Raw genomic sequence first — 26,909 nt, forward strand, 5'->3', positions numbered from 1 at the left:
CTCAGCCGGCGGAATCCCGCAGGATCTGGCGCAGCCGGTCGAGCGGATCCGCGCCGCGCGGGTTCAGTTGGCGCGGGGCGTCGGGTTCGGCATCGGCGTCGGCGGTGCCACCGGGCGCCCCGGCCGTTGGTGGCGGAGGGGGTGGTGGAGGTGGTGGCGGCGGCGGTGGCGGTGCGACCGGTGGCGCGTTGCGCAGCCCGTCGATCTTCGCCTGGAGCCGGGGAGCGGTGTCAGCCCGGACGGTGCGGCGTTGTTCGTCGGGGTCGGAGTTACCTGCGAAGCAGTTCGCCGGTGCCTGGTCGACGATTCCGAGCGCCTGCGTGTAGAGGTCGCGGGCGTCGGCGTTGCGGCCGATGAAGGCGGCGTCGTCGGCCCGGCGTTCGCGGACCAGTGCGAGGTTCACCCGCACGGGGCAGGACCGCTCGGCCGGAGTGCTCGCGAGGGCCTCGGCGAACGAGGCGTCGGAGTCGTCGAGCCGGCGTTCGAAAACGGCTGAGAGTCCCTTGACGAACGGCGCTTTCGCGGGTTCGACGATGTTGGCGACTCCGAGGACGGCCGCGTCGGCGGCCAACGCGTCGGCGTCGCGGTCGGCGTAGTCGCCCACCGCGGCGTTGCCTGCGAGCACCACCGACAGCAGCTTGACGATGACCAGCACGGTGACCAGCGTCAGGGGCGCGCTCCAGAGCAGCAGGCGCCGCCGCATCCGCAGCCGCGCCGGCAACGGGCCGGTCTTGCGGCGCCTCACGACAGCACATCCCGTCGGGCCACCCGGCTCTGGCGCAATTCCCGCACGCTGAGCCAGATCTCACCGAGTAGCAACGCCGCGGCCAGCAGGCACAGCAGCCAGTACAGTTCGCGGCGCGAGCCGGTAGGGACGGCTTCGGTCGCCTCGGCGGTGTCCGAACGCACCTCGAGTGGCGGGAGTTCACCGCCGGATCGGCGATCGAGATAGGGCACGCCGAGGTCCTCTGCGATGCTCCGCAGGGTGGCTTCGTCGATCACACCGTCCGCCGGGTGGCCCAGCACCGCTCCCCCGCTCACCGAATCGGTCGGTACGTCGACACCGGCCTGCGGAGCGGGTGCGCCCGGCGCCCCCGCACCGGCGTAGACCACGAGGTTCTGCGAGCCGGGATACTGCTGGGCGGCCTGGATCAGCTGATACCGCAGGATGTTCCCCGGTGCGGCGGCATCCGCGCGGGCCGGATCTCCCGGCGGCAGGGCGACCATGGCGTCCACCACGGGCTGCAGGCTCCACACGTCCTGCGACAGCGGCCAGGCCAGGGTGGGCCCGGGCGCGAAGGTGATCACCGCGAAGCGGGCCTCGGGATACCGCTCGAGCAGCGCGTCGATGTCGGACCGCGCGTCCACGGTCCGGTCGAGGACGACGAAGACGTTGGTGTTCGCACCGCTCCCGCGCTCGCCCGTGTCCTCGGCGGCCGCGGTGATCGCCGGGCGGGTGGTGGCCAGCAGCAGCAGCGCGACCGCGAGAGTCATTGCCGCCCAGCGTCCCAGCGCACGCCGGCGGTGCGCACCCGTCGCGGCCAGAACCTGACGCAACGTGACCAGCCGGGCACCGACGAGGGCCACCGCGACGACGGCGAAGATCGCGAACGGGATGATCGGTTCGAACGTCACCGGCGCAACACCACCAGCGTCACACACAGCAGTGCGGCGGACACCAGCACGACGGCCAGCGCCGGCACCGGCGCATCCTGCGCCTGGCCGGTCACCCGGGTTCCGTCGTCGAGGACGAGCGGTACCGGACGGCTGTCGATCCGCGCCAATCCGTCCTGGACGGCGGATTCGGTGGCGGCGACGGTGAACTGTCCCCCGGTCTGGTCGGCCAGTGCCCGCAGCGCCGCATCCTCACCCGAGGTGATCACGTTGACCTGGGCGCCCGCGGCGTCGGCCAGCTCGGCGACCCGTTGCGCGTCGAAGAGCGCGGGCCGCGGCTCCTCCGGGCCCCGCAGCGCCGGCGGTCCGAGGTAGATCACCGAACGGCGGTGAGAGCTCTTCTGTTCGAAGTCCGGAAAACCGGTGAGACACAATGACAGGACGTCGTCGACGCTGGGTGCGTAGTCGGTGTAGGTGATCGGCGCGGTGAACTGGTCGATCATCCCCGGATCCGGGTCGGGCACCTCGGACGCCCGGGCCAGGTCGCCGAATCTGCCTGCGGCGTACTGATAGTCGCGGGTGAGCGGCACGACGCGGGAGTTCACCGACGTCAGACCGATGCGCTGGGTCTGGTAGGTGCCGGCCTGCTGGGCGAAGTGACGGAGCAGGGCTCCGGTGGCCGGGTCGGTGAGCGGGGATGCGACACACAGCATCACGTCTTCGGGGTGGGCGCGTTCGAAGCTGTCGTCCGCGCCGGTCGGGCGTGCGGCGGCGGCCACGGCCGCGCCGAAGAGCACCACCAGCAGGACCAGCGTGGCGACGGTGGACACCGACCGCAACCGTGCGGCGCGGGCGTATTCCGGCAGCCGGATCAGCCGGGCGATGTTGGCCAGCGGCCGCAGGCTGCCCCGTTCCGGCGACAGCGGGAGCAGTGTGGCGAGCACGAAACACGCGATCAGCGCCAACAATCCGGCGACGGCGATGGGCACCCATCTCAGATCCATGTGCGAACCAGTTCCTGAGCCCGCGCGCTGAGGTCCGCGACGTCGGCGTGCGCGTCGTCGTTGTGAGCGTCGTCGTTGTGAGCGTCGTCGTTGAACCGCATCTCACCCAGTTCCGAGAGCACGGGCGCGGCCGCGCCCACGCTGCTGGCGGCGAGGGCGTCGAGTTGCATGTACTGCGCGCGGACACCGGTCGCCTGGTGCAGGAAGCTGCGCAGCGTGCTGCTGATGGCGGCGCAGGCTTCGGGCGCCGACATCCTTCCCGACTCGTGCTCGGCGGTGATGTCAGCGATCCGGCCGGCGTACCGTCGCCGCAGCAGCCCCGAGTGCAGCGGGCCGATGACCGGGCGGCCGCGCAGCTTGTCCGATGGCAGCGTTGCCACGAAAACCACGACGTACCAGGCGATCACGAGAATCAGCAGGAGAAGCGCCACCCACAACCACAGAGTGGAGTACGGCGTCGGCCCCATCACATGCCGCAGGAGCTCATCCGGCACGGGCGAGCACCTCGGTGAGGGCGACGAGCTCGCGCCGGATGTCGTCGCTGCCGGCGACGGTCGCGTACGGGACCGCGTGCCGGCTCAGCAACGCGTCCAGACGCCGGATACGGGCCTTCTCGGCGCGGCGGTAGGCAGCCACCACCCGTCGCCCGAGTGTGGCGCCGTTGAGGACGACCTTGCCGGTCGAGACGTCGTACCCGTCACCGTCTTCCGGCCCGCCGATCGGCGACAGATCCGACACCATGACCCACATGATGTCGTGGCGGGCGGACAGCCGGCCCAGCATCTCGTCGAGGCGCGGGGTGCTGTCCGGTTCGTCGGACACTACGACGATGAGCCGGCTGTGACCGTAATGCGTTGCGACGTACTCGAGTTGGGAGGTGATGTCGCTGGGCCCCGGATCGTCGAGGCTGTGGGAGTACCAGCGGTGCAGCAGGCTCTCGATGTGGTTCTCACCGCGGCGGGCCGGGATGTTGGCGCAACCGCGCGCATCACCGAGGACCATCCCGACCTCGTCCGAGCGGTTCATGCTGATCAGGCCGATCGCACCCATGACGTGCGCGGCGACATCGCGTTTGCACTCACCGCCGGGCGACAGTGCGGACATGTTGCGGCCGGCGTCGGCGACCAACAGGATCTTGTGGTGTTTCTCGGAGACGAACCGCTTGATCAGCACGCTGCCCGAGCGGGCCGAGGCTTTCCAGTCGATGTCGCGCACGTCGTCACCCGGGACGTACGGGCGCAGGTCGTCGAATTCGAGGCTGCGGGTGTGCAACAGCGCGTAGCGGCCGCCGTCGAGCAACCCTCGGGTGTCCTTGCCGAAGTGCGCCCGGGCCCGGTTCAGGTGCGTGCCCACGGGGTCAGGGCACCCGCACGGCCTGGAGCACGGCGTCGACGACCCGGTCCCCGGTGACGTCGGCGTTGGCCGCTTCGAATCCCAGGATCAGCCGGTGGCGCAGTACGCGGTGCGTCACCGCGGCGACGTCGTCGGGCAGCACGTGTGCGCGTCCCGCCAGCACCGCATGCGCGCGTGCGGCCTGGCACAGCGCGATCGTGGCGCGGGGGCTCGCCCCGTAGGCGACGAACCGGGCGATCTGCTTCGGCAGGTGCTGCTCGGGCCGGCGGGTCACCTCGACCAGTCGGCTCGCGTACTGCACCAGCACCCGGTCCATGTGGACGTGCCGCACCACGTGCTGCGCGCGCCGCACGTCGTCGAGTCCGACGACGGGCGGCGTGTGGTGGTCGCTGTCGTAGAGGCCCGCGTCGATGCGCGCCATCACCTCGACCTCTTCGTCGACCGACGGGTACTGCAGCAGGTCCTTGATCATGAACCGGTCCGTCTGCGCCTCGGAGAGGGGATACGTGCCCTCCTGGTCGACCGGGTTCTGGGTGGCGATCACCAGGAACGGTTCCGGAAGCGGATAGACCTGACCCGCGATCGTCGTCTGGCGCTCCTCCATCGCCTCGAGCATCGCGCTCTGCGTCTTGGCGCTGGAGCGGTTAATCTCGTCGAGCAGCACGATGTTGGCGTGCACGGGGCCGAGCTGGGTGACGAAGCGGTTGGTGGCCGAATCGTAGATCTGGGTGCCGATGATGTCGCTGGGCAACAGGTCGGGTGTGCACTGGATGCGCTGGAAGGCACCGTCGATGGCGGCGGCGATCACGCGTGCGGCGGTGGTCTTCGCCAGCCCGGGCACACTCTCGATCAGCACATGGCCGCCGGTCAGCAGGCCGATCAGCAACGATTCGCGCAGGTTCTGCTGCCCGACCACTTTCGCGGCGAAGGCGTCGCCGACCGCGCGCACGATGCGCTGCGTTTCGGCCAGGGATTGCTGATCAGGTCGTATACGTGCGGCAGTCATATCCGGCGTGGATTACCCCTACCTGCAGTTCTCACACCTGTGTCCGGCCCGATCGGCTACGCCGAAGGCGAACAACCGCCATGATCGCCGCCGGTCTGGAAGCGTCGGCGCGATGACGACGGTATCGCTGCGCCGCTCGATCGGCGACGTCACCTTCGACCACGTCCTCGTGTCACCGCAGGACCCGAGCGGCGACGGGCGCGATGCCCCAACGGTGTTGGTGTTCCATGGGATGGAGGGCCGCAGCGACGCCCAACTCGCGATCGCCGAACGCCTGACGCAGTGGGGTCATCAGGCGATCGCCGTCGACCTGTTCGGTGAGGCGGTGAGCGCGGGCGGCGCGCAGCGGTGCGCCGACGAGATGACCGCGTTCCTCGCCGACCGGGGCGGGCTGGCCGACCGGTTGTCGGCGGTGCTCACCGCGTTGACCGACGTGCCGGAGGTGAACCGCGACGCGATGGCGGCGATCGGCTTCTGCTTCGGCGGCCTGTGCGTCCTCGACCTGGCCCGAGCCGGGCACCCGTTGCGGGCGGTGGTGAGTTTCCACGGGCTGCTGACGGCGCCGGACCGGCCGGTCGACGGGGCAATCCCGGCGCGGATCGCGGTCCACCACGGGTGGGACGATCCGTTCGCGCCGCCGGAGGATGTGGTGGCACTCGGGCGCGAGCTCACCGCCCGCGGCGCGGATTGGCAGGTGCACACCTACGGGGGTGCGATGCACGCGTTCATGGCTCCGTTCGCCGACCAGCCCGAGCGAGGCATCCAGTACCACCCCGTCGTGGCCGACCGGGCGTGGCGAGCGCTGGGCGTTTTCCTGGGCGAGAACTTTCCCCGCTGACTGACGACATCACGACTAGGAGCCGCTGAACCGGCCCGCGATCCCGTCGTCTGGCGGCCGCCTTCCCCCACGCGACGATGGTCGAGGTGCCGCATGCGAGCACCTTCGTCGCGCTCGACGCCCCGCAGGCGGTGGCCGATGCGGTGACCGCGGTGTCGACGAGCGCCGCGGGCGCCCCAGTAATCGACTCACCGCGATGAGATCCGTAGCGGCGTTTCGCACACCGCGCGCCCATTTGGGTAACGCAGTGGCGGCCCCGGGCCCGGAATCCCGCCGTAGCGTTACGCAAATCGCGCACCGGCCCCGTACCGTTCCCCCGGATCTGGGAGCGGGCTATCATTTCTGCGTGACTCCGCGGAACCGACGATCGGACGCGTTCGCCAATGTCCACCGCATCGTCGCCGCCGCCCGCGAGGTGTTCGGCCGCGACGGGGACAGCGCCACGCTGAGCCAGGTGGCCGAGGCGGCCGGCGTCGCGAATGCCACGCTCTACCGGCACTTCCCGAACCGCGGGGCGCTGGCGGCCGCCGTCTATGAGGACATCGTCGTCACCGACATCAAACCGGCGATCCTGGCGCTGGGCAGAGACGCACCGCGCGCGGCGTTCATCGACGCGCTTGCCCATCTCGAGGACGTGATGTTCCGCCAGCGGCCCCTGCTCGCATCGATCGGCGACCTCGCGGACCTCACCGCACAGCTCTTCACCCGTGATCGTGAGCAGTTCGACGACATGATCATGCAGGCACAGGCGGCCGGTGAACTGCGTGCGGACCTCACGTCCGACGACGTGGCGACGTTCGTGGCGATGGTCACCACGGCGTCGGTGGCCATGAACCAGCCCCGCCCGATGCGGCGCCGCTACCTCAGCCTCATGTTCGACGCACTCAATCCCGTTGCGGCCGAACCGCTTACGCAGTCGGCCCGCTGAACCGGTCCTGCAACCGGCGCAGCGTCTCGGTGATCCCTGCCGCGTTGCGTTTCGCGAACCCGGTGCGCTCGTAGTACCCGATCCGGTCCTTGACCGCACCGGTGTCCCGGTAGTCGAAGGTCTCCGTCACCCGCGTGCGGGTCGGCGAGATCTCCTCGAACTCGAACCGCCAGTGGTGGCCGAACGGATGCCGCCATTCGACGAGCCGATTAGGGTTGAGCGCGGTGACGGTACTGGTGATCCGGTACGGCACCCCGAACATCCGCATCTTCGTCGAGAAGCGAGACCCCGCAACCACATTCGCGGGCGCATCGATGTTCGCACCGACCGTTCCCGAGCCGTCGAACTCGTGATGCCGCTTCGGATCGGCGACCAGCGCGAACACCTCCGCCGCCGGCGCGTCCACCTCGACGGCCCGGCTCACCTGGTTCGGCCCGTTGTCCACCACCGAAACTGTCATGACACCGCTTTCACGTCCAGCAGTTGCAGGCTGCGGTCCCACAGCCGTTCGGCCACTCCGGCGTCGTCGGCGAGTTTGTTCGCCCGGGCGACCTTGTGTTTGTAGTAGTACTGCCCGGATCGCCAGTCCACCCCCGGCGCAGCCGAGGCCAGCCACACCAGTTCGTCGCTGCCCTGTTCGGTCCCGATCAACGCGATGTGGCGCAGCGGGCCGCGGTAGAGCATTCCGTACAGCGGGTTCTTGACCTCGGCGCTGAAGTTCGACGCCACCGGCCCGGGATGGAATGCCGCGGTGGAGATGCCCGACGGGTGGTAGCGGCGGTGCAGTTCCTTGGTGAACAGGATGTTCGCCAGCTTCGACGTGCCGTAGGCCAGTGATCCGTTCTGCTGCTGCACCGCGTCGAGGTCGTCGAAGTCCACGCGGGCGAACTTGTTGGCCATGCTGGAGGTGTTGAGCACCGACGCCCCGGACTCGACGAGCCGGTCGAGTAGCAGCGTGGTCAGCAGCAGCGGCGCCAGATGGTTGACCTGGAACGTCTTCTCGAATCCGTCGACGGTCATCTCGCGGGTGTTCATCATCCCGCCGGCGTTGTTGGCCAGCACGTCGATGCGCGGGTAGGTCTCGAGCAGTCGCCGCGCGAGCTCGCGCACCTGCGCGAGGTCCGCGAAGTCGGCGACGAACGAATCCGCGCCCAGCGGACCGGCGACGGCCGCCGTCTTCTGCGGCGAGCGCCCCACCACGACGACGTTCTCACCGCTGCGGGTCAACCGCTTCGCCGCCGCGGCCCCGACACCGTCACTGGCGCCGGTGATGACGATCGTTCTTCCGGCCACAGGCCTGCCCCTCTCGTCGATCCTACGAGGGTAACGCGGGACTTCGGGGTCGCCATAGCAGAGAAGGTCGGCGCGCTCCTGTCGGAGCGCCCCGACCTTCGTCAGCTCATATCAGGGTGTCGATACCGGTTCCGGTGCCCGTGGTGGTGGCGGAGGAACCGAGGGCCACGGCGACGGCACCGGCGTGTTGCGCACCCGCTGTGGCCACCAGAACCACTTGCCCAGAAGCGCCGCGATCGACGGCGTCATGAAGGCGCGGATGACCAGGGTGTCGAACAGCAGGCCCAGGCCGATCGTCGTGCCCACCTGGGCAATCACCGTCAGCTCACTGACCGCCATCGAGATCATCGTGAACGCGAACACCAGACCGGCCGCGGTCACGACCGAGCCACTGCCACCCATGGCCCGGATGATGCCGGTCCGTAGACCCGCATGTATCTCCTCTTTGAGCCGGGAGACCAGGAGCAGGTTGTAGTCCGCGCCGACCGCCAAGAGGATGATGACCGACATCGCCATCACCATCCAGTGCAGTTCGATGCCGATGATGTGCTGCCAGATGAGTACTGACAGACCGAACGACGCGCCCAGCGACAACACCACCGTGCCGACGATCACCGCCGACGCGACCACGCTGCGGGTGATGAGCAGCATGATGATGAAAATCAGTGCGAGCGAGGCGATTGCGGCGATCAACAGGTCATAGGTGTTGCCGTCGTTCATGTCCTTGAACATCGCCGCACTACCGCCGAGGTAGATCGTGGACCCCTCCAGCGGCGTGCCCTTGATCGCCTCCTTGGCCGCCATCTCGATCTTGTCGATCTTGGCGATGCCCTCGGGGGTCAGCGGATCACCGTCATGGCTGATGATGAAGCGCACGGACTTGCCGTCGGGCGAGATGAACTGCTCCATACCGCGTTTGAAGTCGGCGTTGTCGAAGACCTCGGGCGGCAGATAGAACGAGTCGTCGTTCATCGATGCGTCGAAGGCCTCACCCATGACGGTCGTATCGCCCTGCATCGCCGCCGCCTGATCCTGCATCCCCTTCTGAGTGGAATACATGTTCAGCATCATGACCTTCATGGTCTTCATGGTCTGGATCATTTCCGGCATCATCGCGACCATCTGCGGCATCAGCGCGTCCAGCCGCTCCATCTGCGGAATGATGGCCTTGAAGTCGTCGGTCATCACGTTGATGCCGTCGAGGGTGTCGAACACCGACCGGATCGCCCAGCAGACCGGGATGTCGTAACAGTGCGGTTCCCAGTAGAAGTAGTTGCGGATCGGCCGGAAGAAGTCGTCGAAGTTGGCGATGCTGTCGCGCAGCCCTTCGATGTCGACCACCATGCCCTTCATCTGGGTGACCATGGCGTGCGTGACGTCGCTCATCTCCTTGGTGAGGTTCGCCATCCGCGTCATCGTGTCGATGGTGTTCTGCATGTCATCGGCCTGTTTGAGCATCTGGGCCGTGAGGCCCTCGTTGTACTTCTCGGTCAGCTTCTGCTGGGTGCCCTGCATACCGATCATGAACGGGATCGACGTGTTCGAGATGGGCTTACCGTCCGGCCGGGTGATCGCCTGCACCCGTGAGATGCCCTCAACCTGGAAGATCGCCTTGGCGATCTTGTTGATGACCAAGAAGTCCGCGGAGTTCCGGAGATCGTGGTCACTCTCGACCATCAGCAGCTCGGGGTTCATCCGAGCCGTGGAGAAGTGACGATCAGCTGCCGCATAGCCCTCGTTGGCCGGCAGGTCGGCGGGCAGGTAGTTGCGGTCGTTGTAGTTCGTCCGGTAGCCGGGCAGCGCGAGCAGACCGACCAGTGACAGCGCGACAGTGGCGATCAGGATCGGTCCGGGCCAGCGCACGATCGCGGCGCCGATCTTGCGCCACCCGCGCACCCTCATCGCACGCTTCGGTTCGAGCAGTCCGAACTTGCTGGCGACGGTGATGATCGCCGCACCCAGCGTCAGCGACGCGAACACCACGACGACCATGCCGATCGCCAGCGGAACGCCGAGGGTCTGGAAGTACGGCAGCCGGGTGAAGCTGAGGCAGAACGTCGCACCGGCGATCGTCAGACCTGAGCCGATCACCACGTGAGCGGTGCCGTGGAACATCGTGTAGAAAGCGGACTCTTTGTCCTCGCCGGTACCTCGCGCTTCTTGATATCGGCCGATCAGGAAGATGGCGTAGTCGGTCGACGCCGCGATGGCGAGCGTGACCAACAGGCTGGTCGCGAACGTCGAGAGCCCGATGATCTCGTGATACCCGAGGAACGACACGACACCACGCGCCGCCAGCAGCGACAGCACCACGGAGACGAGCATCAGGACCGTCGTGATGATCGAGCGGTAGACGAGCAGCAGCATCACGATGATCACGGTGAAGGTGACCGCCTCGATCAGCCGCATACTTCGGTCGCTGGCAATGTGCTGGTCGGCGGCCAGCGCCGCTGGACCGGTCACGAAGGTCTTGACGCCCGGCGGCGGCTCGATGCCGTCGACAATGGTCTGAACGGCGTCCACCGATTCGTTGGCCAGCGCCTCACCCTGATTACCGGCCAGCTTGACCTGCACGTAGGCGGCCTTGCCATCACTGCTCTGCGATCCCGATGCGGTCATCGGATCGCTCCAGAAGTCCTGGACCGACTGGACGTGCTCGTCGGCTTCCAGCCTGTCGATCATCTGGTCGTAGTACGTGTGCGCGGCGTCGCCGAGCGGCTCTTCGCCCTCCAGCACGATCATCACGTTGCTGTCGGAGTCGCCCTCTTCGAAGACTTCGCCGACGCGCTGCATCGAGATCATCGCCGGTGCGTCGTCCGGGCTCATCGACACCGCCCGCATCTGCCCGACCTCTTCGAGCTGCGGCACGATGACGTTGAGGATCGCGATGACCGCGATCCAGACCAGGATGATCGGCACGGCGAGCGTGCGGATCATGCGGGCGAAGAACGGCCGGCGGTAGGGCTTTGCCGGCGGGAACGCGTCGGTGGGCGCGTCCGTCGTCGGCGCGCTCATGCGGACTTCACGAAGCAGTAGGTCAAGGCGTTCACGCCGGTGGCGGTCCTCTCGTCTTTCACTTCGTCGTCGACGATGATTCGGCACGTGATCGAATCACCGTCGCCCTGCGCGAAGATGTTGGGGGCGGCGGACGCCTCCGTGGTTTCCAGGGTGATGCCCCAGGGCATAGCTGTGTTGTCGAGTCGCTGCGGTTTCGAATCGAGGTCGAGGTAGTTGATGTTGGCGTAGCTGCCGGATCCCGAGATCTCGTAGCGGACGACCTTGGGGTCGAACGGTTCGGGGTCGTCGGCGAAGACCCGGGGGGTGACGGTGATGCCGTCGGATCCGAAGAAGCCCCGGATGCGGTGCACGGTGAACCCGGCAACCAGCACCACGAGCACGACCAGCAGTGGTATCCACGCCTTCTTGGCGGCACTCAACATGTTTCTATTTCCCCGACAGTCGCTGGCTCGTCACGGTCAACCGGCCACATGGGACACGGCTGTGCCGAACAGAATGGCCGTATCCTCTCTCAAAGGAGCGACGGTCGCGAAACCGCGACCCGTCCCGGGCACCCGCGATGACGCGGTCATGACCACGTCACTGCAGCTCATCGCCACTGTGGGCACCTCGGTCCTCCTCCGGTCCGCTAAAAACTTAGCCAGTATAAACAGGAACCTTAGATTATTTAGATGTCTATCGCAGCGGCCTCTCAGCAAGCGGAGACAGCGATCACAGCGGTACCCCGGAAGTGGCCCCGGCCATCGCCGAGCCGGGTGACGCTTAGCTTGGCTAGCGGTACTATCCCGAGCATGAAGGCAATCGGAATCGCACTGGGCGCCGTCGGCATGGCTCTGGCCGTGGCGATTCCCGCTCAGGCGGAACCCGAGCCGTCACCTCCCCCGGCGCCACCGGCGCCCGCGTCGGCGATCGACAAGGACGGCACCTACAAGGTGGGCGTCGACATCCTGCCCGGTACCTACACCTCCGGAGGACCCGCCGACGATTCGGCCTGCTACTGGAAACGTGTCGGCGCCGACGGCAAGCTGCTCGACAATGCGCTGACCAAGAAGTCCGCGTCGGTGCGGATCGAACCGACCGACGCCAGCTTCACCACCACCGAGTGTTCGACGTGGCAGCTGAGCGCGTGCGGTACCGCTTGCCCGCCGCCGCCACCGGGGCCGGGGCCGCTCGAGATGCTGGGCCAGCTGGGCGGCTTGTTCGGCCCAGGCCGGGCCACGGGCCCGACGCCCTGAGCCGTCACGCTTTCAGGCGGCGAGCACGAAGGACAGGAAGAATCCGCCCGCAGTCGCGAACGCGTTCAGCGGCCGGCCGTGTTCGAAGGCCTCGGGCATCAGGGTGTCGGCGAGCGAGGCCAGTACGGCGCCGCCTGCGAAGGCCAGCGCCAAGGCCAGAACCTCCTCGCTCAGTACACCGGCGGTCGCCCGCCCGAGCACCACGGCGAGCGCCAACAGAACCGCACAGGAAAACCACGTGAGAATGACTGTGCGGCTGGACATTCCAGAGTTACGCATGGCGACCGCCCCGACCAATGACTCGGGAAGGTTCGAGAAGAAGATCGCCGCGAGCAGGGAGAGCGACGCGCCACCGACCAGGGAGACGCCGAGCGCAAGGTTCTCCGGCACCCCGTCGAGGGTGACCGCTGCGAGCAACGCCAGGCCGACGCCCCGACGGGCGCCGGACGCCGCGACTTCACGCACGTCCGGCCCGGAGCGTCCGGCAACGTACTTGTCCAGCAGGGTGTCGGCGATGACGAACGCTGCTGCGCCCGCGAGCAATCCGAGGCCGGCATGCCAACCGCCGGCCATGTCGAACGCCTCCTCGAAGAGTTCGAACGTGAGGGCCGAGATCAACGCACCGCTGGCGAAGGCGAGGAGGACGCCGGTAACGCGCTTCGGTGGGCTCCACCGCACGCCGGTGAGCGCGCCGATCACCAGCGCGCTCGACGCCGCGATACCGAAGTAGACCGCGATCAGCACCGGCGCGAGCCGCTCAGGTGGTGGCGGGGACCTGCGCGGGAACCAGTTCCTGACGCTCGCGGTCCCGGGCCTGCGCGCTGAAACACAGGATGCTGGCCGCGAAGCTGACGACGGCGATGGCACCGGCGGTCATCGCGACCACGGTGTCCGACGTGCCGATGCTGGCCAGGCACACCGCGAGGGCGATGACCGCGGCGAAATTGAGAAACAACGCGGTGGTGGCAATTGCCTCGGTGCTCGCGTCGGCTGGAGTCGGCACGCGCTCGCCCATCGGAGTCTCCTTCTCGTACTGCGTCTCGCTGCAGGTGATGGGCTGTTTGTTACCCGCGTGCCGAAACCTCAAACCGTCCCGCGCAGCACAACGGCCCGCCGCCGCGACACTCGGTCGCGATGACGGGCCGTCGGTGCCGGCCAATCAGCCGGCCATGAACTGGTCATAGGCCGATGCGAGATCGGCAGGCAGCACGCTGACATTGCACTGCTGCTGCGTCTCGCCGATCGGCGCCAGGATGCCGCGCAGTTCGTAGTACTCCTGCGTGTTGGCGGTGAAGTAGCCGCGGATGTCGGCCTCCGCCTGCGGGCGGGGCTGGTTCATCGCCGCGGTCACCACCTGGTTCGCGCCCGGATGGGCGGCCAGGTACTGACGCGCCGAACCGGTCACGTTGCTGACCGTATTGGCGACTCCGCTGGCCGTGCAGTCGACCGCTGCCGACGCCGTCGGCGCGGCAATGGTTGCTGCGGCCACTCCGCCGAACAGGCAACCGGCGAACACACCGGCAATCCCCCGGCGAGCAGTATTACCACTGAATTTCATGATCACGTCCTCTTCGGATATCCGAATTCGATGCGCTGTTCACAGCGCTTTCCCCGTCCCAAAACGAAGGTACCCGAACCTAAATGGTGCTAATCGGGCGTTGCCGGCCCAGCAGGCGCCCAGCCGCCGACGTTACACAAAGGGGATGTGATATGTGCCTCAATACAAGCCGCGTTACGGCCCAGACGGCCCGTCGACCTCGTTTTTCTCAGAGTTTGCCGCCAACCCTTAATTGATCGTGATGTCGACAGATACCGAATCGTTATGGGCGGACAAGCAGGCGACCTTGAAAAGGCAACGACCGCCGCGAATGAGCTACGTCACATCGGGCCGAATAACGATTACTCGTCTCATTCAGCGGCAACCCAACCTTTGGTGCACCCGAGCGCCGACAGGAAAGAAGTCAACGCACAAGGGAGCGAAACTTGACTACCGCAGATACCACGAAGTTGCTCGCACAGTTGCGCGCGATACTCGATCTGACCAACACCGAGATCCAGGTCGCAGAGACCCGGGTCGCCCAGGCCCGGACCGAAGCGGTCCGGACGGAGTTGGAGCAGAACGCCTCCAATGGGCGCGACCGCGCCGAGGCGATCGAGAACACGATCCGCGATCTCGGCGGATACCCCGACGTGATCGGCCCCTTCCTCGGCCGTGCCGCGGCCGCCGTGAAGGCGCTGACCGAGCAGGCCGAACCGTTCGACGAGGCCCTTCTGGGCGACCTCGCACTCGAGGATCAGCTCCTCGACCGGTCGCGCTATCTCAAGGCGCTGGCCGTCTCTGCCAAGAAGCAGGACGTCCAGGCCCTGGCCGACCGTCTGATCACCGCACACTCGGCCACCGTCGAGTGGCTGACCACCGTGCTCGCCGAGGACGCCCTTGGTGGCCCGGCCGCGCTGCGCCGGACCCCGCTGCAGGCGGCGACCGGCGTCGCCGTCAGGGCGGTCAACCTGCCGCTGATGTGGACGACCCGTGGCGTCGACCGCACGGTCGAAGCGCTGCGCAGCACTGGCCCGGCGTTCAACGACCTGGTCCACCGCGGCTCCCGCGTCACCGAGGTGGCGGGCAAGGCGATCAGCGCTTCGCGTGACGCCGCGCTGGCCACCGCGGAGAAGGTCACCCGCGACGAAGGTGCGGGCCGGGCCGCCGACGCCCTGCACTCGGTGCGGGACGGCGCCGGTGTACTGGACCCCTCCGAGTTGCCGATCAAGGGTTACGACGAGTTGACGGTCGCCGAGGCCATCGCCGAGGTCAAGGATCTCTCCGAACCGTCGGACATCCGGACCATCGTCGCGTGGGAGGAAGCGCACAAGAACCGCGCACGCGTGGTGTCCGCCGCTCAGACGCGGCTGGCCGCCATCGCACAGGAGGTCGTCGGCATCAGCTGACGCCTCACGACGACAGAACCCCGCAGCCCCGGCTGCGGGGTTTCGTCGTTTCCGGGGGTCAGCTCCGGGCGTCCGGCGTCTTCTCGCGCTTTGTGGCGACCCGCGCCAGCGCGTAGAGCACGGCGCCCACCCCCAGCAGGATCGCGGCGAACAGCCACACCTTGGCGGTCTGCTGGGTCATCAGCAGCACACACGAGGCCACACCGAGCACCGGCACCACGGTCCACACGCGGAAGTGGTCGTGCTCGACGGGATCGCGGCGCAGCACCAGCACGGCGACGTTGGTCGAGATGAACACGAACAGCAGCAGCAGCACCACGGTCTCGGCCAGCGTGGACAGCTCACCGACGAGCGTGAGCAGCATCGCCACCACCGTCGTCGCGACGATCGCGACCCAGGGCGTCCTGCGCTCGGGCAACACCCGGCTCAAGACGGCAGGCAGCAGCCCGTGTTCGGACATGCCGTAGGTCAGCCGGCTGGACATGATCATCGTCAACAGGGCGCCGTTGGCGACCGCGACCAGGGCAATGGCGCTGAACAGCCAGTCCGGCACGCCGACACCCGTCGCCGCCACCACGTCGAGCAGCGGCCCGGACGACTCGGAGAGCTTGTCCGCGGGCAACGCGATGGCGCTCGCGACACCGACCAGCACGTAGACCACCCCGGCGGTGACCAGTGCGCCGAACAGCGCACTCGGATACACCTTGCTCGGGTTGCGGATCTCCTCGGCGACATTGGCCGACGTCTCGAAGCCGACGAACGAGTAGTACGCGACGATCGCGCCGGCCAGGATCGCCAGCGCGGGGGTGGCGCCGTCGGGGAACTCACCGACCCGGCTCACCTCACCGCGACCCCCGCCGACCATCACCGCCACGGTGACGATGACGATCAGCAGGCCGCTCAGCTCGATCACCGTCATCACGACGTTGCTCTTGACCGACTCGTTGATGCCACGCGCGTTGAGAGCTGCCACCAGAGCGAGGAACACGATCGCGGCCGGGATCGCCGGGACGTCGATGAACGTCGAGAGGTAATCGCCCGCGAACGCCAACGCCAGCCCGGCCGCGCTGGTCACCCCGGCCGCCAGCATGCTGAAGCCGACGAGGAACGACACCGCCGGTTTCTTGAACGCCCTCTCGGCGAAGACGGCGGCGCCACCGGCTTTGGGATACTTCGTGACGAGTTCGGCGTAGGAACCGGCGGTGAGCAGCGCCAGGAGCAGCGCGACCAGCAGCGGCGCCCACAGCACGCCGCCGACATCCTGGGCGAGCACCCCCATCAGCGCATAGATGCCCGCCCCCAGCACGTCACCGAGGATGAACAGGAACAGCAACGGACCGGTGATCTTGCGTTTGAGCTTGCCGGCGGTCTCTGAATCGTCCGCCTCTACCTGTTCGGTCGCTTCCGGTGCCATGCCGTACCAGGTACCCAGGTCAGCACATACGCAAGCCTGGTCGTTCCAGGTCAGCGTGGTCGGTCAGTAGTGGACGCGGAACCCGCCGATGAGGCGCAGGACGTTGCCGTCCGGATCGGTCAGGGTCGCCAGCCGCACCCCCTTGGCCGCGTCGACGATCGGGACCCTGACTCATCGCTCGGCCGCGGATCCGGCCGTCGCCTACCCTTGCCGACGGGGCCGCGGCACGGTGCGACGCGGCCGGGAAGGACTCATGACGAGCGCCGTGAAGCCAGACGGCCGAATCAGGGTGCCGGCCGACCTCGATGCGGTCACCACCGTCGGGGCGGAAGACCACAGCGCGGTGGACCCCGCGGCGGTGGATCGGATCTGGCAGGCGGCACGGCACTGGTACTTCGCCGGGATGCACCCGGCGATCCAGGTCTGCCTGCGCCACCACGGTCGGATCATCCTCAACCGCGCGATCGGGCACGGGTGGGGTAACGGTCCCGACGACCCCGCCGACGCGGAGAAGATCCCGGTCACGCCGGACACTCCGTTCTGTGTATACAGCGCCGCCAAGGCGATCACCACGACCGTCGTGCACATGCTGGCCGAACGCGGTCATTTCTCGCTTGACGACCGGGTCTGCGAATACCTGCCGAACTACACCAGCCACGGCAAGTACCGCACCACGATCCGCCATGTCATGACCCACAGCGCCGGGGTCCCGTTTCCCACCGGTGAGCGGCCGAACCTCAAGCGCATGAACGACAGCGAGTACGCCCGCGAGATGCTCGGCGACCTGCGTCCGCTCTACCGGCCCGGGCTGGTGCACATCTATCACGCGCTGACGTGGGGACCGCTGGTGCGCGAGATCGTGTCCGCGGCGACAGGCCGCGGCATCCGCGACGTCCTGGCCACCGAGATCCTCGAGCCGCTCGGCTTCCGCTGGACCAATTACGGTGTCGCCGAAGGCGATGTCCCGCTCGTCGCGCCCAGCCACGCCACCGGCAAACCGCTGCCCGCGCCTATCGCCGCGGCATTCCGCACCGCCGTCGGCGGCACACTGCACCAGATCATCCCGTTCACCAACACACCCCTGTTCCTCACCGGGGTGGTGCCGTCGTCGAGCACGGTCTCGACCGCGCAGGAATTGTCCCGGTTCGCCGAAATGCTGCGCCGCGGTGGCGAACTCGACGGTGTCCGGGTGCTGGCACCGGACACACTGCTGCAGGCCACCCGGGAGTGCCGCCGCCTGCGTCCGGACCTCGCGACCGGGCTGATGCCCTTGCGCTGGGGCACCGGATACATGCTGGGCTCCAAGCGATTCGGACCGTTCGGCCGCGACGCCCCCGAGGCATTCGGCCACACCGGACTCGTGGACATCGCCGTCTGGGCCGATCCGGCGCGTGGTCTGGCGGCGGGTGTGGTCAGCAGTGGGAAGCCCGGGCGGCACCGTGAGGCCAACAGGTACCCGGCCCTGCTCGACCGCATCAACGTCGAATTTCCTCCAGACCACAGCGAGATACCCGGCTGATGCCGCGAAGCGGTGGCGCTGCACACCGGTGACGTAACGCTCACGACCCCGCGGGACGCACGCCCCGGTAGATGCCGCGCCGCACGATCCACGGTTGCAGTACCCGGTCGACCGACCACGCGGGGAAGCGGAACGCCGTGCCGTTGGTGGCGAAGACCTCGAGGCCGTCCGACTGGCCGCCGAGCACCGATCCCCACCGCCGGGTGGGCGCGCGGTTGCGCGCAGTGGGCGCCCGGCGAAATCCGAGCGGATGTTCCGGGCGAGCAGTGTGTCCGCGCGGTTGCGCGCGCTGCTCCGCAGCGGATCTGTGGCGGCGACGTCGCCGATCGCATAGATCCGTTGTCGTTCAGGCACTTTCAACTGCGGCGTGACATGGACGAATCCGTCGGCGTCGAGCAGTTCGGTGGGCAGCCACTCGGTGTTGGGCCGGACCCGCCCGATCGCCCACAAGCACCGCATCCGCCGTCGAAGCCGGTTGTCCGGTGCTCCACTCGACCGGTTCGCCGGTGATGTGGTCGCACGCGAATCCGTCCGGGACGACGGCGCGGTGACCCGCCCGCAGCACCACGCCGAGCCTGTCGAGTCGCCGCGCGATCCTGGCCCACACCCGGGGATGGTGATGAGGCAGCGGCCGCGGTCCGGGGAAGCAGAGTTCGACGCGGGTGCCGGGCCAGGTGAGGGCCAGATTGGCGGCGCTGCTGACCGCCGCCGCACCGCCGCCCACGACGAGCACCGACCGCGCAGCCGCCAGCCGTTCATGGTCGGCGCGCAGTTGGGCGGCGACCTCGTCAGCCGACCGGTAACCGGGCCTGCGCCAGAAGCCGTTGCGCACTCCGGTGGCGATCACCAGCGCGTCGAAATCCTCGACCGCCGCCGACCCGTCGGCGCACTGCCCGAAAACTTTCCGGCCCGCGAGGTCCAGCCCGGTCAGTGTGGCGTGGACGGTGCGCACCCGGTCGAGGGCGCGGAACCGCTCGAACGCAATCCAGTAGTCGCGCGCCCAGTCGTCGGGGCGGGCCAGGCGTACGCCGAGCTCCTGCCCGCTGACCAGGCCCGGCCGCGCGGAGATACCGACCACGTCGAAGTCGCGGGCCAGCCGCATCGCGGTCAGCACACCACTGTCGCCGAGACCGGCGACAACGATGTGCGGGCGGCTCACACCCGCGCCTTGTGCGGGGGTCGTGGCACGAACCGTGACACCCGGTCGATCACGTCCTGGTAGCCCGGCCGCCGCTTTAGGCTGCGGTCCTCCATCATCGGGATGCTCGCCCCGAGGAACATCGCGAGCATCGCCAGCGCGCCGGCGAACAGCCACCAGGCATTCCCCGGCGACGCGGCCACCCCGAACAACCCGAGGGCCACCCAGAATCCGCACTCGCCGAAGTAGTTCGGATGCCGCGACCACGCCCACAGCCCGCGGTCCATCACCTCACCGGACCTGCGGCCGACGACGAATCGGTGCATCTGCACATCGGCGGTCAACTCCAATGTCACCGCCGCGACCGCAACCACGAAAGCCGTTGCGGTGAGCCATCTCCAGCCCTCACCCGGCGTCGTCACCGCGACGTAGACCGGCAGCATCGCCACGAACACCTGCAGGGTCGGGATCAGGTGGATGGCGATCAGGTCGACGACGAACTCCCAGCGTCCTGCGCGCTCCCGGAACATCGGGTAACGCCAATCCTCGTGGTGCAGACCGGGAAACGCATACAACCAGTTACCGGTGAGCCGCACCGCCCAGTACCCGACCGCCACGGCGATCAGCACGCAGCGCACCGTGTCGGGGTCCGGGCTCTGGCTCCACCAGTAGAAGAACAGCAGCGGCGGGACGACGCTCCAATAGGCGTCGTAGAAGCTGGAGTTGCGGTAGGCGCGGCTGAACGCGAACACCACCACGGTGCCCACCACGTCGGCGATCAGGGTGTCGAGCCACAGCCGCCCGGTGTCGGGCCCCCACATCAGCCAGGCCGCCGCGGCGGCCAGTGCGACGACATACGCCGCGGCGATGATCGCCAGCGACGCAGCCTTGCTCCGGTGTGCAGCCACAGCGGCGCCTCCTGGGATGGCCCCGCGATGAGTGACGTGGGCCACAGCGGGTCGCACAGTAACACGTTCCAGTCCGGCCGCCGGCGGGCTTATCGTGGGTGAGGTGAGCACCGCCGCCGATACCGATCGAGTCGCCGATCTCGCCAGCCGCGTCGTGGCCGAACACGATCCGAAGACCGTGCCCGTCCAGGAATTGCTCGGTGCCTGCTACGACGCCGGACTGGCCTGGGTGCACTTCCCGGAGGGTCTGGGCGGGTTGGGGGTGTCGCGCGGTTTGCAGGCGGTGGCCGACGGCATCCTGCAGGGCGCGGGCGGGCCGGTCCCGCTGGGGCTCAACCCGATGGGCTATGGCATGGCGGCCCCGACCATCCGTGAGCACGCCCGGGACGACGATCTCAAGCGGTCCTGGCTGCGGCCGCTGGCCACCACCGAACACATCTGGTGTCAGCTGTTCTCCGAACCCGGGGCGGGGTCCGATCTGGCGGGGCTGGCGACCTCGGCGGTACCCGACGGTTCCGGAGAAGGCGCGGACTGGGTCATCAACGGACAGAAGGTGTGGACCAGCCTGGCGCACCGGGCCCGGTGGGGTCTGCTGCTCGCCCGCACCGATCCCGACGTGCCCAAGCACAAGGGCCTGACGTATTTCGTCGTCGACATGCACGCCCCCGGCGTGGAGACCCGGCCGCTGCGCCAGCTGACCGGCCACGCGGAGTTCAACGAGGTGTACTTCACCGACGTCCACATCCCCGACGCGCACCGGCTCGGCGCGGTCGGTGACGGTTGGCGGGTCGCGATGACGACGTTGATGAACGAGCGCAGTGCGCTCGGTGCCAGCGGCAGCCGGCGCGGCGCCGGCACCATCGCCGACGCCGTCGGGCTGTGGGCGTCGCGTCCCGAGCGGCAGACCCCGGTGTTGCGCGACCGGTTGTCCGAACTGTGGCTGCGCGCCGAGGCGCAGCGGATGACCTCGGAGCGGTCCCGGGCCTCGGCGACGGTGGGTGGACCCGGCCCCGAGGGCTCGATCGGCAAGCTGGTCGGCGCCGAACTCAATCAACGGATCTACCAGTGGTGCATGGACTTTCTCGGGCCGGAGGGATTGCTTTACCACGGCTACGGGATGGACAGCGGTGACACCAGCGACTGGCGCGGCCCGATCCAGCAGCGGTTCCTGCGCAGCCGTGCCAACACCATCGAAGGCGGTACCTCCGACGTGATGCGCAACATCCTGGGTGAACGGGTGCTCGGCCTGCCGGGCGACCTGCGTGCCGACGCGGGCATGCCGTGGAAGGAGATTCCGCGTGGCTGAGGAGCTTGCGGATCAGCCCGAACATGTGGCTGATTCCCAGGAGTTCGTGTTCTCCGATGAGCAGCGACAACTGCGCGATGCGGTGCGCCGGTTCTGCGCCGAACACTTCGGCGAGCAGACCGTCCGCACGCTCATGGAATCCGACCCGCCGTACGACCCCGCATTGTGGGGCCGACTCGGCACCGAACTCGGGGTGCTCGGGCTGTCGGTACCCGAGGACGACGGCGGTGTCGGCGGCAGTCTCGTCGACCAGGCCGTCGCTGTCGAGGAGTTCGGTGCGTCCCTGGTGTGCGGACCGCTGTTCGGGACGGTGTACCTCGCGGTGCCGGCCCTGGTCGCCGCGGCGTCCGGACCGGCGCGTGACGGTCTGCTGGCCGACCTCGTCGAGGGGACCCGCACCGCGGCCTTCGCGCCGAGCGCGGACCGCGTCACGGCCGATGGGGACGCGCTGACCGGTGAGCTGGGGCCCGTGGTGGACGCCGGCGCGGCTGACGTCCTGCTGGTCGCGGCCACCGGCGACAACGGGGTCGGCCTGTACGCCGTCGACGCCACCGCCTCGGGGGTGGAGCGCACACCCCTGGTCACCCTCGACCTGACCCGCCCGCAGGCCGCCGTCACCCTCTCGGGTGCGCCCGCGACGCTGATCGCGGGGCCCGAGGAGGCAGGCCGGGTGATTTCACATGCGCTGCACGTGGGTTCGGCGCTGCTGGCCGTCGAACAGGTGGGCGCGGCACAGCATCTGCTCGACCTCGCCGTCGACTATGCGAAGTCCCGTCTGCAGTTCGGCCGTCCCATCGGATCGTTCCAGGCCGTCAAACACCGGCTGGCTGACATGCTGGTCGACGCCGAACACGCCCGGTCGACGGCGTATCACGCGGTGTGGGCGCTGAGCGACGGCTCCGACGACGCCGAACTCGCCACGGCGATCGCGCAGGCGGTGTGCTCGGCCGCGCTCAGCCGCATCGCCGTCGACACCATCCAGGTGCTGGGCGGCATCGGCTTCACCTGGGAACACCAGGCGCACCTCTACTTCAAACGGGCCACCACCGACGCGGCGCTGCTGGGCACCGCCGAGGAGCACCGGGCACGGGTCGCCGACCTGGTGCTCGACACCGCGTCGCCCGAGCGGGTTCCCAAGGTGGCAGCCGGCTTCCCCGGCTGAGCGGACACCCGGCGCGAACGCCCCGAAGTCGCTAAGCTGGCGCCTTTCCCACACTTGGAGGTGTGACCATGTCGGCTGATCCCGGTGCGGCCGCGGCCAGACCCGGGAGTGGTCACATCCGGCTGACGTCGCACAGCGGCAGCATCGGCACGCCGGTGATCCGTTGGGGCGCGTCCACCGCGGCAGAACGCGGTCCGGTGGTGGGCACCACCGCCAACCGCGCGCACCGCAACGTCATCGGCACCCACAGCGGGTCGTACAGCGTCTACCGGGCATTGGCCGTCGCGGCGGGTGCGCTCAAGCGTGAGCACCGCGCCGACCTCACCGACACCTCCCCCACCGACACCGTTGGCCCGTACCCGCAGTGGAGCGATCCCGCCGCGATCGTCAGCATGGACCCGTGGGGCGCCGGCATCGCCGAGGTGTTCACCACGGAACTGGCTGCCGGCCTAGACATCCGACCAACGATCGCGATCACCAAGGCGCACGTGATCCTGCCCGAGATCACCGACGCGATCGCCAAGGGGCGGCTGGTTCCCGACGGGCGCTTCCTGCTGGGCAGCGGAGCGGCGCTGGTGACCAAGGCGGCCGTGGAACCCGTCTGGTGGCTGCCGGGGGTGGCACAGCGGTTCGGGTGCAGCGAAACCGATCTGCGTCGCGTGCTGTTCGAGGAGACCGGCGGGATGTATCCGGAGCTGGTGACCCGTTCCGACCTCGAGGTGTTCCTGCCGCCGATCGGCGGTCAGACCGTCTACATCTTCGGCAGCGCAGGCGATCTCGCCGATCCGTCGGTCGAGCTGACCGCCCGGGTGCACGACGAGTGCAACGGTTCGGATGTGTTCGGGTCCGACATCTGCACGTGCAGGCCCTATCTCACCCACGCGATCGAGGAATGCATCCGTGGAGCGCAGAACGGCGGCGTCGGATTGGTCGCCTACTCCCGCAAAGAGGGTCGCGCATTGGGCGAGGTGACGAAGTTCCTGGTGTACAACGCCCGTAAGCGTCAGGTCGGCGGCGACACCGCCGACCAGTACTTCGCCCGCACGGAATGCGTGGCCGGCGTCCAGGACATGCGGTTCCAGGAACTGATGCCCGACGTGCTGCACTGGTTCGGGATCCGCAAGATCCACCGGCTGGTGTCGATGAGCAACATGAAGTACGACGCGATCACCGGCTCGGGAATCGAAGTGGGACAACGGGTCAACATCCCCGACGAACTGGTGCCACCCGACGCGCGCGTGGAGATCGACGCGAAGATGGCGGCCGGGTACTTCACGCCGGGGCCGGTGCCCGACGCCGAGCAGCTCAAGCAGGTCAAGGGCCGCGGACTGCAGCGATGACGCAAGCCCTCGTCGACACCGCCGAAGGTGCGGCTACCGCGCTGCGCTCCACCGACGCCGTCCGCGACCGCGCCGGGCGACTGCTGCGGCGCGCCAGGGCGGGCGAGTCGGCATGGTTCACCGTCTGCGACGACGCCCTCGACGCGGCGGCGGGCGTCGTCGCCGACCTGACCCGCACCCGGTATCCGGACCTCGAGATCCCGTTCCACAGCCGGTGGCGGCATTTCGAGGCCGGCGGGGTGGACCGTGCCGCCGGGCTTCAGACAAGCCCCCAGGCGATGATCGACCTCGCGGTGGTCAGCGTGCTGCTCGACGCTGGCGCCGGCGCGGACTGGAGCTATCGGGAAGACTCGACGGGTCAACGGTTTTCGCGCTCGGAAGGTCTGGCCGTCGCGAGTTGGCACGCGTTCGCCGACGGGGTGTTCTCGTCGGATCCGGGTGATCCGCTGCGTGTCGACGCCGCCGGCCTGCAGGCGTTGACCGCCGACCGGTTGGGCGCGGCGTTCCAGGTCGCCGCCGACAACCCGCTGGTGGGGCTCGACGGCCGGGTGGAACTGCTGCACCGCCTCAGCGGCGCATTGACCGCGCAGGTGTTCGGCGGTCGGCCGGGCGGGCTGTTCGATGCGCTCACCGCATCGGCGCAGGCGGTACACGCCCACGACATCCTCGCGGTGCTGCTCGACACGCTGTCACCGATTTGGCTGAGCGGCAACGAGATCGACGGTCATCCGCTGGGTGACTGCTGGCGACATGCGGCGGTGGTCGGTGACGGTCTCACCGACGGGTGGGTGCCGTTCCACAAACTCTCGCAGTGGCTGACGTACTCGCTGCTCGAGCCGTTCGAATGGGCGGGGGTGGAGGTGGCCGGTGTCGACGCGCTCACCGGCCTGCCCGAGTACCGCAACGGCGGGTTGCTGCTCGACACCGGTGTGCTTCGACTGCGCGCACCCGAATTCGCCGACCGCACATGGCAGGTCGGTGACGAACTCGTGGTCGAGTGGCGGGCGCTGACCGTGGCGTTACTCGACGAGCTCGCCCCGCTGGTGTGCACGCGACTCGGCGCCGAGATGCCGCTGGCCTGCGTCCTGGAAGGCGGGACGTGGGCCGCGGGTCGCGCATTGGCCCAGCAGACCCGGGGCGGGTTGCCGCCGCTGAGCATCGCCAGCGACGGCACCGTCTTCTGACGAAGAACAGGAGTAGACATGGGTGAACTCCACCTCGTCGACCACCCCCTGGTGGCGCACAAGCTGACGCTCCTGCGCCGCAAGGACGCCTCGACGCACAACTTCCGCCAACTGCTCCACGAGATCTCCGCGCTGATGGCTTACGAGGTGCTGCGCGACATCCCGACCCAGGAGTTCGAGGTGGAGACGCCGCTGGAGACCACGGTCGGCAGGGTCATCGACGGGAAGAAGCTCGTGTTCGTGTCGATCCTGCGTGCGGGCACCGGCATCCTCGACGGCATGCTGGCCGTGGTGCCCGGAGCCCGCGTCGGCCACATCGGGCTCTACCGTGATCCGAAGACGCTCGTCGCGGTGGAGTACTACTTCAAGATGCCGACCGGCCTGGAGGAGCGCGACGTCGTCGTGGTGGACCCGATGCTGGCCACCGGCCACTCGGCGGTCGCGGCTGTGGACCGGCTCAAGGAATGCGGACCCAAGTCGATCAAGTTCGTCTGCCTGCTCACCTGTCCCGAGGGCATCGCCGCAATGCAGGAAGCCCACCCGGACGTGCCGATCTACACGGCGGCCGTCGACCGCCAGCTCGACGAGCACGGCTACATCGTGCCGGGGCTCGGCGATGCGGGCGACCGGATCTTCGGCACCAAGTAGCGGTTTTGTTTGATCAACCCGCCGCCCGGGAATCGGTCGACACAATGACACACGAATGGGAATGCGTCGTCGTCGGTGGTGGCGCCGCGGGATTGAGCGCCACATTGGTCCTGGGGCGGGCGCGGCGGCGCACCCTGCTGATCGACGCCGGCGAACAGAGCAACAGGTTCTCTCACGGCATCGGCGGTTTGCTCGGGTTCGACCAGCGTCCTCCCGCCGAGCTCTACGAAACTGGGCGCCGCGAGCTCAAGGCGTATCCCACGGTCGAGTATCGAGAAGGCACGGTGGTGCGGGGCGCTCCGCAGGACGACGGCTACGTCCTGGACCTCGACAGCGGTGACCAGGTCACCACCCGCCGGGTGCTGCTGGCGACCGGTATGCAGTACTGCCCCCCGGACCTGCCGGGCTTGCAGCCGCTGTGGGGGAAAACGGTGTTCCAGTGCCCGTTCTGCCACGGCTGGGAGATGCGTGACAAGCGGCTGGCCGCGCTGGCGACCGGTGACGAGGCGATCCACGCAGCGCTCATGCTGCGCGGGTGGAGCGACGACGTGGTGCTGCTGAGCGACGGCCATCCGGAACTCGACGGCAAGGGTCTGGAGCAGTTGAAGGCTGCCGGGGTGACCATCGACGATCGCCGGATCACCGAGTTGGAGGGCACCGACGGTCAGCTGACCGCCGTGGCCTTCGCGGACGGAACCCGGCTGGAACGCGACGGTTTGCTGGTGGAGGCGCCGCTGCGGCAGCGGTCGAAGCTGGCAGAACAATTGGGCGCCTCGTGTACGCCGGGGCCCCTAGCGGTGGACACGATCGGCATCGACGCGCTGCACCGCACTTCGGCCTCGACGGTGTTCGCCGCGGGCGACGTGTGCACCGAGCAGCCCTATGTCGCCGGAGCGATCGCCGCGGGCGCGCAGGCCGCGATGATCATCGCCCAGAGCCTGCTCTCGGAGCAGTTCGGCATGCCGTACCCACCCGACGAGGACTGAGCGCGAAACAGCATTCCCGGTCGTGAGCAGCGCCGATTGACGACCGGGAGCGCTGTCTCGACGCGTCCC

The 26,909-nt window shown here is 68.4% G+C and carries 26 protein-coding genes and 1 pseudogene; 11 read left to right on the forward strand and 16 right to left on the reverse strand.

Annotated features, from left to right (window positions below; genetic code table 11):
• Position 1: 1 nt before the first annotated feature.
• The 6 genes from I7X18_RS26970 to I7X18_RS26995 are packed head-to-tail and all read right to left on the reverse strand — an operon-like array spanning position 2 to position 4,977.
• The gene (locus tag I7X18_RS26970; RefSeq protein ID WP_193045919.1) at positions 2-703 is read right to left on the reverse strand and encodes a hypothetical protein; all 702 of its coding nucleotides are present in this window, start codon (positions 701-703) and stop codon (positions 2-4) included.
• A gap of 38 nt (positions 704-741) precedes the next feature.
• A complete protein-coding gene (locus I7X18_RS26975) occupies positions 742-1,635 on the reverse strand; it encodes a hypothetical protein (protein ID WP_193045705.1) in 894 nt (297 codons plus the stop codon).
• The gene (locus tag I7X18_RS26980) at positions 1,632-2,618 is read right to left on the reverse strand and encodes a vWA domain-containing protein (RefSeq protein WP_193045704.1); all 987 of its coding nucleotides are present in this window, start codon (positions 2,616-2,618) and stop codon (positions 1,632-1,634) included. The genes I7X18_RS26975 and I7X18_RS26980 overlap by 4 nt, the downstream gene beginning before the upstream one ends.
• Entirely contained in the window at positions 2,609-3,112 is a 504-nt protein-coding gene (locus tag I7X18_RS26985; protein WP_193045703.1) for a hypothetical protein, read from the reverse strand. Before I7X18_RS26985 ends, I7X18_RS26980 begins: the two co-directional genes overlap by 10 nt.
• A complete protein-coding gene (locus I7X18_RS26990) occupies positions 3,102-3,971 on the reverse strand; it encodes a DUF58 domain-containing protein (RefSeq protein WP_193045702.1) in 870 nt (289 codons plus the stop codon). Before I7X18_RS26990 ends, I7X18_RS26985 begins: the two co-directional genes overlap by 11 nt.
• A gap of 4 nt (positions 3,972-3,975) precedes the next feature.
• Entirely contained in the window at positions 3,976-4,977 is a 1,002-nt protein-coding gene (locus I7X18_RS26995; protein ID WP_193045701.1) for an AAA family ATPase, read from the reverse strand.
• A gap of 112 nt (positions 4,978-5,089) precedes the next feature.
• Between I7X18_RS26995 and I7X18_RS27000 the strand changes: the two genes are divergently transcribed.
• Positions 5,090-5,815: a dienelactone hydrolase family protein gene (locus tag I7X18_RS27000; RefSeq protein WP_193045700.1), complete on the forward strand. Its 726-nt coding sequence runs from the start codon at positions 5,090-5,092 to the stop codon at positions 5,813-5,815.
• 346 nt (positions 5,816-6,161) lie between these two features.
• Complete coding sequence (locus I7X18_RS27005; RefSeq protein ID WP_193045699.1) at positions 6,162-6,743, forward strand: TetR/AcrR family transcriptional regulator; 582 nt, start codon at positions 6,162-6,164, stop codon at positions 6,741-6,743.
• Here the strand turns inward: I7X18_RS27005 and I7X18_RS27010 are convergent.
• From I7X18_RS27010 to I7X18_RS27025, 4 genes are all read right to left on the reverse strand, one after another.
• Positions 6,724-7,203 carry an SRPBCC family protein gene (locus tag I7X18_RS27010; protein WP_193045698.1) on the reverse strand — a complete coding sequence of 160 codons (480 nt, stop codon included), beginning with the start codon at positions 7,201-7,203 and terminating at the stop codon, positions 6,724-6,726. The two genes, I7X18_RS27005 and I7X18_RS27010, sit on opposite strands and share 20 nt — an antisense overlap.
• Entirely contained in the window at positions 7,200-8,036 is an 837-nt protein-coding gene (locus tag I7X18_RS27015) for an SDR family NAD(P)-dependent oxidoreductase (RefSeq protein WP_193045697.1), read from the reverse strand. The genes I7X18_RS27010 and I7X18_RS27015 overlap by 4 nt, the downstream gene beginning before the upstream one ends.
• 111 nt (positions 8,037-8,147) lie before the next feature.
• Positions 8,148-11,051, reverse strand: a complete 2,904-nt coding sequence (locus I7X18_RS27020; protein WP_193045696.1) for an MMPL/RND family transporter — start codon at positions 11,049-11,051, stop codon at positions 8,148-8,150.
• Positions 11,048-11,476, reverse strand: a complete 429-nt coding sequence (locus tag I7X18_RS27025) for an MmpS family transport accessory protein (RefSeq protein ID WP_193045695.1) — start codon at positions 11,474-11,476, stop codon at positions 11,048-11,050. The genes I7X18_RS27020 and I7X18_RS27025 overlap by 4 nt, the downstream gene beginning before the upstream one ends.
• Before the next feature lie 369 nt (positions 11,477-11,845).
• Here I7X18_RS27025 and I7X18_RS27030 point away from each other — a divergent pair, with 369 nt between their 5' ends.
• Complete coding sequence (locus tag I7X18_RS27030; protein ID WP_193045694.1) at positions 11,846-12,289, forward strand: Rv1352/Rv1906c domain-containing protein; 444 nt, start codon at positions 11,846-11,848, stop codon at positions 12,287-12,289.
• Between the two features lie 12 nt (positions 12,290-12,301).
• On the opposite strand, the gene I7X18_RS27035 is transcribed toward I7X18_RS27030, so the two are convergent.
• The 3 genes from I7X18_RS27035 to I7X18_RS27045 all read right to left on the reverse strand — a co-directional run bounded on the left by I7X18_RS27035 (position 12,302) and on the right by I7X18_RS27045 (position 13,847).
• Positions 12,302-13,033 carry a ZIP family metal transporter gene (locus I7X18_RS27035; RefSeq protein ID WP_193045693.1) on the reverse strand — a complete coding sequence of 244 codons (732 nt, stop codon included), beginning with the start codon at positions 13,031-13,033 and terminating at the stop codon, positions 12,302-12,304.
• Between the two features lie 13 nt (positions 13,034-13,046).
• Positions 13,047-13,304, reverse strand: a complete 258-nt coding sequence (locus tag I7X18_RS27040; protein WP_193045692.1) for a hypothetical protein — start codon at positions 13,302-13,304, stop codon at positions 13,047-13,049.
• A 144-nt stretch (positions 13,305-13,448) separates the two neighbouring features.
• Complete coding sequence (locus I7X18_RS27045) at positions 13,449-13,847, reverse strand: heme-binding protein (protein ID WP_193045691.1); 399 nt, start codon at positions 13,845-13,847, stop codon at positions 13,449-13,451.
• A 425-nt stretch (positions 13,848-14,272) separates the two neighbouring features.
• Here I7X18_RS27045 and I7X18_RS27050 point away from each other — a divergent pair, with 425 nt between their 5' ends.
• Positions 14,273-15,235, forward strand: coding sequence for a ferritin-like domain-containing protein (locus tag I7X18_RS27050; RefSeq protein ID WP_193045690.1), 963 nt, complete (start codon positions 14,273-14,275; stop codon positions 15,233-15,235).
• A 58-nt stretch (positions 15,236-15,293) separates the two neighbouring features.
• Here the strand turns inward: I7X18_RS27050 and I7X18_RS27055 are convergent, their stop codons facing one another.
• A complete protein-coding gene (locus I7X18_RS27055) occupies positions 15,294-16,649 on the reverse strand; it encodes an APC family permease (RefSeq protein WP_193045689.1) in 1,356 nt (451 codons plus the stop codon).
• A gap of 253 nt (positions 16,650-16,902) precedes the next feature.
• Between I7X18_RS27055 and lipE the strand changes: the two genes are divergently transcribed.
• Positions 16,903-18,168, forward strand: coding sequence for a lipase LipE (gene lipE / locus I7X18_RS27060; protein WP_193045688.1), 1,266 nt, complete (start codon positions 16,903-16,905; stop codon positions 18,166-18,168).
• Between the two features lie 40 nt (positions 18,169-18,208).
• On the opposite strand, the pseudogene I7X18_RS27065 reads toward lipE, so the two are convergent.
• Positions 18,209-19,270 (reverse strand): annotated as a pseudogene (locus tag I7X18_RS27065) (FAD-dependent oxidoreductase).
• Positions 19,271-19,323: 53 nt separating this feature from the next.
• Entirely contained in the window at positions 19,324-20,214 is an 891-nt protein-coding gene (locus I7X18_RS27070) for a DUF1295 domain-containing protein (RefSeq protein WP_193045687.1), read from the reverse strand.
• Between the two features lie 103 nt (positions 20,215-20,317).
• Between I7X18_RS27070 and I7X18_RS27075 the strand changes: the two genes are divergently transcribed.
• The 6 genes from I7X18_RS27075 to I7X18_RS27100 all read left to right on the forward strand — a co-directional run bounded on the left by I7X18_RS27075 (position 20,318) and on the right by I7X18_RS27100 (position 26,840).
• On the forward strand, positions 20,318-21,520 hold the full coding sequence (locus tag I7X18_RS27075) for an acyl-CoA dehydrogenase family protein (RefSeq protein ID WP_193045686.1): 1,203 nt from the start codon (positions 20,318-20,320) through the stop codon (positions 21,518-21,520).
• Positions 21,513-22,682, forward strand: a complete 1,170-nt coding sequence (locus tag I7X18_RS27080) for an acyl-CoA dehydrogenase family protein (RefSeq protein ID WP_193045685.1) — start codon at positions 21,513-21,515, stop codon at positions 22,680-22,682. Before I7X18_RS27075 ends, I7X18_RS27080 begins: the two co-directional genes overlap by 8 nt.
• 68 nt (positions 22,683-22,750) lie before the next feature.
• Positions 22,751-24,022, forward strand: coding sequence for a GTP cyclohydrolase II (locus I7X18_RS27085; protein ID WP_193045684.1), 1,272 nt, complete (start codon positions 22,751-22,753; stop codon positions 24,020-24,022).
• Positions 24,019-25,206, forward strand: coding sequence for a URC4/urg3 family protein (locus I7X18_RS27090; protein WP_193045683.1), 1,188 nt, complete (start codon positions 24,019-24,021; stop codon positions 25,204-25,206). Before I7X18_RS27085 ends, I7X18_RS27090 begins: the two co-directional genes overlap by 4 nt.
• Positions 25,207-25,224: 18 nt before the next feature.
• Positions 25,225-25,854, forward strand: a complete 630-nt coding sequence (gene upp, locus I7X18_RS27095; protein ID WP_193045682.1) for a uracil phosphoribosyltransferase — start codon at positions 25,225-25,227, stop codon at positions 25,852-25,854.
• Positions 25,855-25,898: 44 nt separating this feature from the next.
• Positions 25,899-26,840, forward strand: a complete 942-nt coding sequence (locus I7X18_RS27100) for an NAD(P)/FAD-dependent oxidoreductase (RefSeq protein WP_193045681.1) — start codon at positions 25,899-25,901, stop codon at positions 26,838-26,840.
• Positions 26,841-26,909: the final 69 nt, after the last annotated feature.

This window comes from Mycolicibacterium baixiangningiae (assembly GCF_016313185.1).
GTDB lineage: Bacteria > Actinomycetota > Actinomycetes > Mycobacteriales > Mycobacteriaceae > Mycobacterium > Mycobacterium baixiangningiae.